Source organism: Streptomyces sp. NPDC005492, assembly GCF_040605995.1.
Classification (GTDB): Bacteria; Actinomycetota; Actinomycetes; order Streptomycetales; family Streptomycetaceae; genus Streptomyces.
Map to the genome: position 1 here is coordinate 141,235 of NZ_JBEXDX010000004.1, position 11,782 is coordinate 153,016.

The 11,782-nt window shown below is 70.9% G+C and carries 14 protein-coding genes; 3 read left to right on the forward strand and 11 right to left on the reverse strand.

What is annotated here, in order from left to right; translation table 11 throughout:
* Nucleotides 1-25: 25 nt before the first annotated feature.
* On the forward strand, nucleotides 26-580 hold the full coding sequence (locus tag ABZT04_RS07705; RefSeq protein WP_356054583.1) for a TerD family protein: 555 nt from the start codon (nucleotides 26-28) through the stop codon (nucleotides 578-580).
* Here the strand turns inward: ABZT04_RS07705 and ABZT04_RS07710 are convergent.
* Nucleotides 546-1,274: a hypothetical protein gene (locus ABZT04_RS07710; protein ID WP_356054117.1), complete on the reverse strand. Its 729-nt coding sequence runs from the start codon at nucleotides 1,272-1,274 to the stop codon at nucleotides 546-548. The genes ABZT04_RS07705 and ABZT04_RS07710 overlap by 35 nt on opposite strands.
* A 188-nt stretch (nucleotides 1,275-1,462) precedes the next feature.
* Here ABZT04_RS07710 and ABZT04_RS07715 point away from each other — a divergent pair, with 188 nt between their 5' ends.
* Complete coding sequence (locus ABZT04_RS07715) at nucleotides 1,463-2,599, forward strand: PP2C family protein-serine/threonine phosphatase (protein WP_356054119.1); 1,137 nt, start codon at nucleotides 1,463-1,465, stop codon at nucleotides 2,597-2,599.
* Between the two features lie 13 nt (nucleotides 2,600-2,612).
* Here the strand turns inward: ABZT04_RS07715 and ABZT04_RS07720 are convergent, their stop codons facing one another.
* The 8 genes from ABZT04_RS07720 to ABZT04_RS07755 form a co-directional block, all read right to left on the reverse strand.
* Nucleotides 2,613-3,587, reverse strand: a complete 975-nt coding sequence (locus tag ABZT04_RS07720) for an MASE1 domain-containing protein (protein ID WP_356054121.1) — start codon at nucleotides 3,585-3,587, stop codon at nucleotides 2,613-2,615.
* Nucleotides 3,588-3,685: 98 nt separating this feature from the next.
* Complete coding sequence (locus ABZT04_RS07725; protein WP_356054124.1) at nucleotides 3,686-4,516, reverse strand: PP2C family protein-serine/threonine phosphatase; 831 nt, start codon at nucleotides 4,514-4,516, stop codon at nucleotides 3,686-3,688.
* A 135-nt stretch (nucleotides 4,517-4,651) separates the two neighbouring features.
* Complete coding sequence (ykgO, locus tag ABZT04_RS07730) at nucleotides 4,652-4,774, reverse strand: type B 50S ribosomal protein L36 (protein ID WP_014669332.1); 123 nt, start codon at nucleotides 4,772-4,774, stop codon at nucleotides 4,652-4,654.
* A complete protein-coding gene (locus ABZT04_RS07735) occupies nucleotides 4,771-5,019 on the reverse strand; it encodes a type B 50S ribosomal protein L31 (RefSeq protein ID WP_026150279.1) in 249 nt (82 codons plus the stop codon). The genes ykgO and ABZT04_RS07735 overlap by 4 nt, the downstream gene beginning before the upstream one ends.
* A gap of 50 nt (nucleotides 5,020-5,069) precedes the next feature.
* Nucleotides 5,070-5,234, reverse strand: a complete 165-nt coding sequence (rpmG, locus tag ABZT04_RS07740; protein ID WP_356054127.1) for a 50S ribosomal protein L33 — start codon at nucleotides 5,232-5,234, stop codon at nucleotides 5,070-5,072.
* Nucleotides 5,235-5,327: 93 nt separating this feature from the next.
* A complete protein-coding gene (gene nhaA, locus ABZT04_RS07745; RefSeq protein ID WP_356054129.1) occupies nucleotides 5,328-7,214 on the reverse strand; it encodes a Na+/H+ antiporter NhaA in 1,887 nt (628 codons plus the stop codon).
* Between the two features lie 89 nt (nucleotides 7,215-7,303).
* Complete coding sequence (gene pgm / locus ABZT04_RS07750) at nucleotides 7,304-8,944, reverse strand: phosphoglucomutase (alpha-D-glucose-1,6-bisphosphate-dependent) (RefSeq protein ID WP_356054131.1); 1,641 nt, start codon at nucleotides 8,942-8,944, stop codon at nucleotides 7,304-7,306.
* A gap of 114 nt (nucleotides 8,945-9,058) precedes the next feature.
* Nucleotides 9,059-9,982, reverse strand: coding sequence for an SGNH/GDSL hydrolase family protein (locus tag ABZT04_RS07755; RefSeq protein WP_356054134.1), 924 nt, complete (start codon nucleotides 9,980-9,982; stop codon nucleotides 9,059-9,061).
* A gap of 267 nt (nucleotides 9,983-10,249) precedes the next feature.
* Between ABZT04_RS07755 and ABZT04_RS07760 the strand changes: the two genes are divergently transcribed.
* Complete coding sequence (locus ABZT04_RS07760; protein WP_356054136.1) at nucleotides 10,250-10,924, forward strand: hypothetical protein; 675 nt, start codon at nucleotides 10,250-10,252, stop codon at nucleotides 10,922-10,924.
* Between the two features lie 54 nt (nucleotides 10,925-10,978).
* On the opposite strand, the gene ABZT04_RS07765 is transcribed toward ABZT04_RS07760, so the two are convergent.
* Both ABZT04_RS07765 and ABZT04_RS07770 read right to left on the reverse strand, forming a co-directional pair.
* Nucleotides 10,979-11,215 (reverse strand): chaplin, encoded by a 237-nt coding sequence (locus tag ABZT04_RS07765; RefSeq protein WP_356054138.1) that lies wholly within the window; start codon nucleotides 11,213-11,215, stop codon nucleotides 10,979-10,981.
* Nucleotides 11,216-11,327: 112 nt separating this feature from the next.
* Complete coding sequence (locus ABZT04_RS07770) at nucleotides 11,328-11,780, reverse strand: NAD(P)H-dependent oxidoreductase (RefSeq protein WP_356054140.1); 453 nt, start codon at nucleotides 11,778-11,780, stop codon at nucleotides 11,328-11,330.
* Nucleotides 11,781-11,782: the final 2 nt, after the last annotated feature.

Consider the following 11,782-nt stretch of genomic DNA (forward strand, 5'->3'; position numbering starts at 1 on the left):
CGGGGGATCGTCCCGTGATGGCCTGATACGGGGAGAGCGACATCCAGTGAGCAATATCAGCAAGGTCGAGGGCAAGGTCGAGGTACGGCTCCGCTGGGATCCGAGTCCCTTCGGTCAGCCACCGCGCCATCTGGACATCGTCGCGGCGACCTACTCCGCCGACGCCCCGTACGGACCTCCGGTGTACGTCGTCCACACCGAGAGCCGCTCGCCGGACGGCACCATCAACATGAGCCGGCACAGCGAGACCGGTCAGGGGTACGGGTACATCGAGGTGATGGTGCTGGAACTCGACCGCCTCGCGTCCTCCTTCGCGCGGGTGGTCGTAGGGGTGGCGATCCATCAGAACGGCGGGAACAGGACCTTCGGTGACCTGTCGCACGCCAGGGTGCTGGTCATGGAGGGGTACAAGGAGTTGTTGTCGGACGACTTCGCGGGGGTGGCCGGGTCCACCGCCGCGACGGTCGGCGAGTTCACCAAGGACGCCTCCGGGGCGTGGGAGTTCCGCTCGATGGTGCGCGGGTTCGACAGCGAGCCGGTGGGGTTCACCGCGGAGATGGGCAGCCTCTCTCGGCCCTGACCGGCCGGTCCGTCGCGAAGTCCGGGAGCAGTGCCGTGACGGTCGGCCGCCGTTGGCGCAGTTCGTGGAACAGGCCCATGACGAGGGCGGTGCCCACCGCGACCAGATGCTCGCGGCCCGCCAGATTGGGTCTCACGATCGACTCCCACACCATCGATCCGCCGGTGAGGACGAACACGACGGGTGCGCGGCGAACCACGGCGAGGTAGGTGAAGAGGCCTACGACCGCGGCGGACGGCCCGGTGTCGAGGACGTGCCCGACTTCGGGTCGCAGCCCGATGCCTCCGCAGCCGGGCCCGATCAGGAGCATCAGGCGCACGGTGAGGGTGCCTGCCAGCGTGGTCGCGTAGGCGACGACCAGCGTCCGGGCCCGGCCGAGTGCCAGCTCGGCCAGCGCGAACGCGAGGAACAGTTGGGTGATGCCGGCCCACACGGGCAGGTCGAGGGCGGGCACGTACAGCGATATGGGGGTACGCAGCAGGGCGAGCCACAGCGGCAGGTCGCCCTGGACGCCGCCGAGATGCCGCACCACCGTCTCCCCGCCCGGCCGCTGTGCCAGCGCGTGGAAGAAGATGACGCCGAAGGCGGCGACGAACGCCAGGGACACGCCCGGCAGTCCACGCCGCAGCAACTGCCGTACGGGATCGACGACGATGCCCTGCCATTCCCCCCGCAACGTGCGCCAGATGAGCACTGTCCCCTCACTCCCCCACCATCGGTGGAACATACGATCCGGAATCCAGCCCCCCGACCGGGTCGGACGCGTCCCTGGTCGGTCCGGAGCTGTTGGCGCGGCTCGCGGACGGTACGCATGGGGCCGATATTGAAGAGTGGGAAGCGATCCCGACGGTTGTCCGACGAGTGAAGGCAGCGGGAGGGCCGGTGCGTACATCTGGAGATCCGGCCGGGTCCACCGTGGTCGACCCCGGGCACCGGACCACGCCTCCGCTCTCGTGGGCCGTGGTGGTGTTCTGGCTCGTCAGCGTCACGGCACTGGTGGCGTTGACGGGCATCGTCCTGGGCCGGGACACCCGCCCGGCACCGTTTCTGGTGGTGCTGCCGGCGCTGATCGCCGGGCGCGGGACGGTGCGACAGACCACCGTCGCCTCGGTGTGGGTGACGTTGGTCATCGTCGGTTCCCTCATCGACAGCCCGCTGGGCAGGGCGGGAGCGGACGCGGCGGTCATCGCCTTCACTCTGGTGTTCAACGGCCTCAGCGTGGCCCGGGCGGCGCAGCGGATCCGCTGGGAGGGCGAGATCGCCCGGCTGCGGTCCGCGGCGGCGGCACTGCAACGGCAGATCCTGCGCCCGTTTCCGCTGATGACCGACCAACTGCTGGTCCACGGCCTGTACCGGCCGGTGGAGGAGGACAGCCGGGTCGGCGGCGACGTCTACGAGGTGGTCGCCTCCCCGTACGGCACCCGCGTCTTCATCGCCGACGTCCAGGGCAAGGGCCTCCAGGCGATCAGCGCGGCCTTCGCCGTACTGAGCGCCTTCCGCGAGGCGGCCGTAGCCGAACCCACGCTCACGGCCGTGGTCGACGCCCTGGAGGAGGCGGTGCTGCGGCACAACTCCTTCGCGGCGCAGACCGGTGAGCGGGAACGGTTCGTGACGGCGATCGTCCTCGGGGTGGACGGTGAGCGGGAGGTCCAGGCGATCAACTGCGGTCATGTGGCGCCGCTGCTGCTCCACGAGGAGCGGGCCGAGCCGGTGCTCCGGCAGGAGCCCTGCGTTCCGCTGGGCCTCGACGCGCTGGCCCCTGAGCCTCGTACCGTCGAATGGTTCGTGTTCCCGCCGGAAGGCACCCTGCTGCTCTGCACGGACGGCGTCACCGAGGCGCGTGATCCGTCCGGCGCGTTCTACCCCCTGGAGGAGCGTGCCGCGGCCTGGGGCAAGGTCCTCCCGAAGGAGGTGCCGGCCACCCTCTACGGCGACCTGCGCCGCCACACGGCGGGCACGCCCCGGGACGACACCGCGCTGCTGGTGCTGCGCCGGAGGGGTGACGCGGGCCTCCTGTGACGGCGCGGGACGGTCACGGGCGGCCGCCCTGGCGGGGGTCGCCCGCGGTGAGGTGTTCGAGGACCTCGGCCAGTTCCTGGCAGGCCTGTTCCACCGAGAGTCTGGTGTTGCGCTGTTCGGTGATGACGGAGGACAGCAGCAGGGCGGTGAGGGCCATCGTGCCGTTGAAGGCCTGGAGCTTCATCATCACCTCGACATGGGTGAGCCGGTCGAAGGGGCCCGACTCCTGGGTCGCGGCGATGGTGGCCATGACGGAGGCGAACAGGGCGCACAGCATGCTGCCCGCGAAGCGGAACCGCAGTGCCGCCCAGATCAGCAACGGATAGACCAGGAACAGCAGACTCACGTGGCTGTGACTGACCAGGGGGACGATCACGGCGGCGGTCGCCGCGAGCAGCAGGGCCTCCTTCCAGCGGTGCAGGTCCAGTGGCAGGCGCACGGTGCTCAGCATCAGCAGGAGCGGGGTGACGATCAGGACGCCCATCGCGTCGCCGACCCACCAGCCGAGCCAGACCGGCCAGAAGGAGTGTTCCTCCAGCTTGTCGGTGACGACGAGCAGTCCGACCCCGCAGGAGGCGCTGATCAGCATGGCGGACAGCGCGCCCAGGAACACCAGCGCGAGGCCGTCCCGCAGCCGGCCGAGGTCGGTGCGGAAGCCCACCCGGCGCAGCATGAGGTAGGCGCAGGCGGGGGCCGCGGTGTTGCCCGCCAGGACGACGAGCACGGTCGGCCGGAGCGAGGTGAGGGACATGACCACGAGGAGTACGCCGAGGGCGATACCGGGCAGGACCCGCAGCCCGAAGAGCAGCAGACAGGCCACCGCGACGCCGGTGGGCGGCCAGATGGGTGTGAACACGGCGCCCTCGACGACCAACTGCCGTATCAGGCCCAGCCGTCCCGCCGCGAAGTAGCCACCGGCGACGGCCAGCGTCAGGAGGGCGTACCCGGCCGGTCGCCGTAGATCCTCGAAACCCACCACGGGTGCCATCAGACACCGACCCGACCGGGTCGGCGAGGCGAGGGGCGGAGCGGGAACGGCCCGGGTCGCGTCCATGAAATCCCGTCGTGGGACTTCTCGGACCTGCCCTATGGCCCGGTGGCCGGCGCGTCGTGGCCCACGACCAGGACGGCCGCGTCGTCCTCGTGGCCCACCCGTTCGGCTCCCTTGATCACGGCGGCGGCGAGCGAGCCCGCCTCCATGCCCGCCACGGCGGCGACTCCCGCGAGGCGCATCACCTGGTCGAGGCCTTCGTCGACGCTCATTGAGGGGCCCTCGACCACGCCGTCGGTCACCAGGACGAAGACTCCGCCCGTGGTGAGCCGGTGCTCGGTCACCGGGTACCGCTGGCCGGCGACGATGCCGAGGGGTGGTCCGCCCTCGTCGTCGGTGATGCCGCAGCGGCCGTCCGCCGTGGCCCAGATGGAGGGTATGTGTCCGGCCCGTGCGCTCTCCAGGACTCCGGTGACCGGGTCGAGCCGGGCGAAGGTGCAGGTGGCGAAGAGTTCGGTGCCCAGGGACAGGAGCAGGTCGTTGGTGAGGCCGAGGAGTTCGCCGGGTTCGCTGGTGACGGAGGCGAGTGCGCGCAGGCCGACCCGGACCTGGCCCATGAAGGCGGCGGCCTCGATGTTGTGTCCCTGGACGTCGCCGATGGACAGGCCGATGCGGCCGTCGGGCATCGTGAACGCGTCGTACCAGTCGCCGCCCACGTTGAGGCCGTGGTTGGCGGGCGAGTACTGGACCGCGAGGTGGAACCGGGGGGTGACGGGCATGTCGCCGGGCAGCATGCCGCGCTGGAGGGCGACGGCCAACTGGAGCAGGGAGCGCTGCAGCTCCGCGCGCTCGCGTGCCTGGGCGGTCAGCGTCCCGAGCCGGGCCAGCAGCTCGTCGCCGTCGTCCGTGGGGCGCTTCCGGAACATCCACCACTCCAAGAGGTTGGTACCGCTATAAGCATAAAGAACCGATTTTTCCCCCTCCGGAGCGTGCAGCCGGAACGACGAAAGGCCCGGCCACCGCGGGAAGCGGGGCCGGGCCGACCTGTCGTACGCGCCGCGTCAGCCCTGGCGGGCCTTGAAGCGCGGGTCCTTCTTGTTGATCACGAACGTGACGCCTCGGCGGCGTACCACCTGCGCTCCGGGCTTGGCCTTGAGCGAGCGCAGGGAATTGCGGACCTTCATGACGTCCTCCCGTAGCGGCGCTCGAAGCGCTCCACGCGGCCGGCGGTGTCCACGACCCGCGTGTTGCCGGTGTAGAAGGGGTGGCTGGCCGACGAGATCTCGACGTCGATCAGCGGGTAGGTGTTGCCGTCCGCCCACTCGATCGTGCGCGCCGACTGCGCGGTCGAGGTGGTGAGGAACGCGGTGTCCGCCGCGCGGTCGCGGAAGACGACCGGACGGGAGACGGGGTGGATACCAGACCTCATGGTGCTTCCTTCCTCAGGCCGTCCGCTGAGGGGCGGCCGCTGTGCTGGGTTCAACGTGTCTCGCGGAATTCGACGTGCGCTCCGGCCACCGGGTCGTACTTGCGCAGGACCAGCCGGTCGGGGTCGTTGAGACGGTTCTTGCGCGTCACATAGGTGACGCCGGTCCCGGCCGTCGACGTCAAGGTGACGACGGGACGGGTCGTGGTGCGTGCCATGAGGACCTCCTTCCGCCCACATCCCGGGAGGTTGTCCCGAGCATGTCAGCTACATGCGTTCCAACACCGGCACCCCTCGGCGCATTCCCGCCTCTAGACGGCCGCCACCGCCGCCCGCTCACGGGCCGCCCGTACGGCCTGGGACAGTCCGTCGATGTCGTACGCGCCGTAGTGGCGGCGGCCGTTGACGAAGAAGGTCGGGGTGCCCGCGACGCCGCTGAGGTCGGCGGACTCGACGTCCTCGGCGACATGGCTCGCCCCGGCGTGGGCCCGCATGTCCCGCTCGAAGCGGGCGGTGTCGAGGCCGATCTGTTCGGCATAGCCCCGCAGGTCGCTCAGGCGCAGGGCGCCCTGGTGGCTCAGGAGCAGGTCGTGCATCGCCCAGTAGCCACCCTGCAGCGCGGCGGCCTCCGCGGCCTCCGCGGCGAGCTGGGCGTGGACGTGCACATCGGTGAGCGGGAGGTGCCGCCACACATAGCGCACCTCGTCCCCGAAGGACCCGAGCAGCTCGCGGACGACCGGCTCGGCCTGCCCGCAGAAGGGGCACTCGTAGTCGCCGTACTCCACGACGGTCACCGGGGCCTGCCGCGGTCCGCGCAGATGGTCGCGGTCGGGGTCGACGGGGACCGACAGGTCGACGATGGTCTCCACCTTGCCGAACAGCACCCTGGGCCGGACCTGCGGCGGCAGCAGTCCGATCGCGCCGGTGACCAGGCGGCCGACCAGGAACGAGGCGATGACGGCACTGAGGATGCCCGTCTTCGCGTCCTCCAGGGTGGTGCCGTCGAAGGCGAGGGTCGCGATCAGCAGGGAGACCGTGAAGCCGACGCCGGCCAGGGTGCCACCGGCGGTCACGGCCCCCCAGCCGACCGGCGGCCGGATCCGGCCCCGGGACAGGACGCTGGTCAGCACCGTCGAGGAGACGATGCCGAGCGGCTTGCCGACGACGTACCCGATGAGGATGCCCAGCCCGACGGGTGAGGTGAACGCCCTGGTCAGTTGCTCCCCGCTGATCTGGAGCCCGGCGTTGGCCAGCGCGAACAGCGGGACCACGACGTAGCTCGCCCACGGGTGGTACATGCGCTGCAAGCGGTCGTTCGGGGAGATCGACGCGGCGATGCCGGCGCGGACGTCGCGTTCCAGCTCGGGTGTGGGCTGCTCGCGGAACAGCCGGAACAGGCCGGTCGCGCGTTCGAGGTCGTCGCGTCCCGCCGGATAGGCGTAGGTGATCATCCCCATGGCGAGTCCGATGACGACAGGGTCCACGCCCGATTCCAGCAGGGCGACCCAGGCCACCGCGCCGAGCAGCGCGTACACGGGCCCCCGGCGCACCCTGTACCGCATCAGCAGCACGATGACGGCGAACGTGCCCACGGCGACCAGGAGCGCCGGTACGGCGAGATGGTCGCTGTAGAAGACGGCGATCACCACGAGCGCCAGGAAGTCGTCGACGACGGTGATCGTGAGGAGGAACACCCGCAGCCCGGGCGGCATATGGCGGCCCACGACGGCCAGCATGCCCAGCGCGAACGCCGTGTCGGTGGACATCACCGCGCCCCAGCCGTGCGCCGTCCCGTGCCCGCCGTTGATCGCCAGATAGATGCCGATCGGCACGAGCATGCCGCTGGCGCCCGCGACGATCGGCAGCGCCAGCCGTCTGCGGTCGCGCAGCTCGCCCATGTCGAACTCGCGGCGCGCCTCCAGGCCGACGACGAGGAAGAACAGCGTCATCAGCCCGCTGTTGACCCACTCGCGCAGATCGAGGGAGACCCCGTGCGAGCCGAGCCGGACGGAGAGGCGGATCTGCCAGAACGACTCGTACGCCGACGGCGCGACATTGGCCCAGACGAGCGCGACGAGCGCCCCTACCACCAGGACGGCGGCGCTGCCGGTCTCGGTCCGCAGAAAGTCACGGAGCGGGGAACGCGTCTCGTCGCCGCACGAGGTCTGCCCCATGTAGTCGGTGGCTTCCAAGGACATTCGGGGTTCACTTTCGCCTGGCGTCGTGACTCACGTGTCGCCCAACACCGCCTGCCACACCATTCATTCCTACGGCGAGGAGGTGCGGATCAGCCGCCCAGCGCCGCCCCGACCACGGCCTTCGCCTCCTCCTGCACCTGGCCGAGGTGGTCCGGGCCGAGGAACGACTCGGCGTAGATCTTGTAGACATCCTCGGTGCCGGAGGGCCGCGCCGCGAACCAGGCACTCGCGGTGGTCACCTTGATGCCGCCGAGGGCCGCGCCGTTGCCGGGCGCCTCGGTGAGTACGCCGGTGACGGGCTCACCGGCCAGGGTGTCGGCGGTGATCTGCGCGGGCGAGAGCTTGGCGAGCAGCGCCTTCTCCTCGCGGTTCGCGGGGGCGTCGATCCGGGCGTAGGCCGGCGTGCCGAAGCGGTCGGTGAGGGCGGCGTAGTGCTGCGAGGGCGTCTTCCCGGTGACCGCCGTGATCTCGCTCGCGAGCAGCGCCAGGATGATCCCGTCCTTGTCGGTGGTCCACACGGAGCCGTCCCGGCGCAGGAAGGACGCGCCGGCCGACTCCTCGCCGCCGAAGCCGAGCGAGCCGTCGACCAGGCCGTCCACGAACCACTTGAAGCCGACGGGCACCTCGACGAGCCGGCGCCCCAGGTCGGCGGCGACCCGGTCGATCATCGACGAGGACACCAGTGTCTTGCCGACGCCGGCGTCGGCGGGCCACCGCTCGCGGTGGGCGTAGAGGTAGGAGATGGCCACGGCCAGATAGTGGTTGGGGTTCATCAGGCCGGCGTCCGGGGTGACGATGCCGTGCCGGTCGGAGTCGGCGTCGTTGCCCGTGGCGATGTCGAACCGGTCGCGCTGTGCGATCAGCGAGGCCATCGCGTACGGCGAGGAGCAGTCCATGCGGATCTTGCCGTCCCAGTCCAGCGTCATGAACCGCCAGGTCGGGTCCGTGAGCGGATTGACCACGGTGAGGTCGAGCCGGTGCTCCTCGGCGATACGGCCCCAGTAGGCGACGGATGCCCCGCCCAGCGGGTCGGCGCCGATCCGCACACCGGCCGTCCGGATCGCGTCCAGGTCGAGGACGCTCGGCAGGTCGGCGACGTACGTGCCGAGGAAGTCGTAGCGCCCGGTGCCGGGGGCGGCGAGCGCGCGGGTGTAGGGGATCCGGCGGACGTCCTTCATGCCGCTCGCGATGATCTCGTTGGCGCGGTCCTGGATCCAGGAGGTGATCTCGGAGCCGGCCGGGCCGCCGTTGGGCGGGTTGTACTTGAAGCCGCCGTCGGCCGGCGGGTTGTGCGAGGGGGTCACCACGACGCCGTCGGCGAGGCCCGAGGTCCGGCCGCGGTTGTGGGTGAGGATGGCGTGGGACACCGCCGGGGTGGGCGTGTAGCCGTCCGCGCTGTCGATGAGGACCGTGACCCCGTTGGCGGCGAACACCTCCAGCGCGGTGACCTTCGCGGGCTCGGACAGCGCGTGGGTGTCGGCGCCGAGGAAGAGCGGGCCGTCGGTGCCCTGGTCGGCCCGGTACTCGCAGATGGCCTGGCTGGTGGCGGCGATGTGGTCCTCGTTGAACGCCGTCGCCAGCGACGACCCGCGGTGCCCCGAGGTGCCGAACGCCACGCGCTGCCCCGGCTCGGCGGGGTCCGGGTGCAGCGCGTAGTAGGCGGTGACCAGTCGGGCTACGTCTACGAGATCCTCTGCGCGGGCCTGTTCGCCCGCTCGCTCGTGTGGCATGTGCCCGCTCCTCCGTATCGACCGACTTCGCGTACGGCCCCATCTTTCCTCGTCAGGGCCGACTTTCGCGAGTACACCACCTCCGCCTGTGGATAACTTCGCCGCCGCTGTCCGTCAGTACCGGTGGCGCTTGTCCAATTGGTTGAGCACGGCGCCCGCCATGGCCGCCTCGCCCTTCGCGTTGGGGTGCGCCGGAGCCGCCGGGGAGGCGGGCTGCAGCGGCTCTATCCAGCGGTCGGCGGGCGCCTTGCACATGTCGTGGCCGACGGTCGGACCGTAGGTGTCGACGTACTCCGCGCCGTTGAGCGCGGCCACCAGACGGAGCATCAGGTTGAGGCGCTTGCCGATGTCTCGCAGATACGGGAAGTCCTTGGCGGCGAAGGGCACCGAGGGGTAGCAGCCGCTGCCGTCGTCGGGCAGCAGGTCCGGGTAGCCGACGACGAGCACGCGCGCGTGCGGTGCCTTCTTGTGGACCGCGCGCAGCACCTTGGCCACCTTGGGCGCGGTGTTGAGGATGCTGAGTGCCAACTGGTCGGCCCCGGAGGAGGTGTAGTAGCGCTGGCACGGGTTGCCCGTCAGGTCCGTGGCGCTGAGCTTGGCGCAGGTGCCGATGATGGTGCTGAACCCGATGTCGTTGCCGCCGATCTGGACGGTCACCAGGTCCGTGTCCCGCTGCACGGCGTCGAGTTGGGGCGGATTGGTGCCCTGCGCCTTCCACATCTCCGCGGTCGTGGCGCCACCGCAGCTCACGTCCTTGAGGACCGTCCCTTTTTGGTCCGCCGTCACCACCGAGGGGTAATTCTGGTCCGAGCGGGCGCAGTTGGCGTCCACCTGGGTCGGAATGTAGGGGCCCGAGGTGTAGGAGTCCCCGAGCGCCACATACTGCGTGGTGCGGTCGTGGCCGTGACCCGAGCCGCCGTGCGCCGCCGCGGGTGTCGCGGACGCGACGACGAGGGCACAGCCGCTGACCGCCGCGGCGACCGCCACGGCCCTGCCGCGGTGGTGGGCCGTCGTGGCCGGGTGCGTCTCACGGTTCATGAAGTTCCTCCCCCAGGTACGAGACGGCGCGACGGGACCGGCCCGAAGCGATCGTCTCTTGTTCAACTGGCCTTGTATACCGGTCGGTAAGTCCCGGGGGCCAGAGGTCGGCGGGTATGAGTTCGCTGCCCGAAAGCGGCGTGGCGCCCGCCGAAACAGTTCGGCCGGTTTGGTGGCCGGTTCCCTTCCCCGCGCACATGGACCGCCCCCGGCGGGTATCCGTATCGCAGGCGCCAACGCGCGCGGGGGTGGGGGGAGTTGACCCTGGTGACGCAGAGGGAGCACGGGCACCAGCAGCACGAGTCGCCGCGCTCCCGGAAGCGGGAGATGATCCGCGCGCTGCGCGCCCAGGGACGCTACGGCCCCGCCCTGCACGAGGTGTTGCCCGCTCTCCTGGTCGTGGCCCTCGTGGTGTGCGGGATCGTGGCCGGTCTCGCCGTGACCTACCGCGTCCTCGGCACCGGCGCGCTCGCCGGCGGGCTGGCGCTGCTCGCCCTGGTCGCCGCGGCCGTGGTCCGGCACCATCGTCCGCTGGCCCGTCGCCGCCTGGGCTACTACACGCCCGAGGAGATCGCCGACCTGGACGTGGAGGGCCTCGCCCTGGCCGTGTCCCGGATGCTGCGCCGGGACGGCTGGCGGGCCCTCGCCCGGCCCGACTCGCTGGGCCAGCCCAGGGTCAGGGCACGCAACCGGCTCGGTCACCGTCTGGACGTGGCCTTCCGGCCGGTCGCCGAACCGTTGCCCGACGAAGAGGCCCCGACACGCACCGCACGCTCGGCCGGCTCCGGGCCGCATCTCCGTCTCGTGGTGCACCGGGGCACCTTCAGCCGACGGGATGTCCAGTGGGCCCGCAGACAGGGCGGCGTCCAGCTCATCGACGGCACACGATTACGGCGCTGGGCCCACGGCACGCCGCTGCACCGCCTGACCGACGTCCCCTGACACACGGAACGAGCCGCGGGCACCGGGCCCACGGCTCGTTCACGGTACGGCCGCTCAGCTCTCGCAGCTGTTGCCCGTCGCGGGGTTCAGCAGACCGAGGACGTCGATCGTGTTGCCGCACACGTTGAGGTCCAGGTCGACCGGGATCTGGACGACGTTTCCGGAAAGCACACCCGGGCTGCCGACGGCGACACCGACGGGGTTGGGGCCGGGGTCGGCGCTCGCCGTACCGGCACACAGCAGCAACGCCGCACCCGCCAGACCCATCACGGCCGTCAGACGCTTGCTCATGAAGAACTCCTGTCACTCGGAGAGGCATGTCCCTCCACGCTGAGGGTGCTCCGGGGGTCGCGACATTCTTCGGCGTCCGAACGGGTGGCGGCACTTCTCCCGGGCCGCCCGCTCAGACGGTGAGACCGGCGGCGGCCGTCGCCCCGAGTTCCCAGCAGGCCTCGGCACCGGCCCTGTCCGGCTCGCCGGTCAGCGTCACCGGATCCGCCACGCGCCGCCAGCCCAGCCCGTTCGTGATCGACTCGATGCCGCGCACGGCTCCCGTCACGTCACTCCCGCCGTGCACGTAGTACCCGAAGGGTCGGCCGCGCGTCTCGTCCAGGCACGGGTAGTAGACCTGGTCGAAGAAATGCTTGAGGGCACCGGACATGTAGCCGAGGTTCGCGGGTGTGCCCAGCAGATATCCGTCGGCGGCCAGCACGTCCGGCACGGTCGCGGACAGGGCGGCCCGCCGTACGACGCGCACGTCCTCGATCTCCGGAGTCGTCGCTCCGGAGACGACGGCCTCGAACATCGCCTGGCAGTTGGGCGAGGGGGTGTGATGCACGATCAGCAAGGTGGGCACGG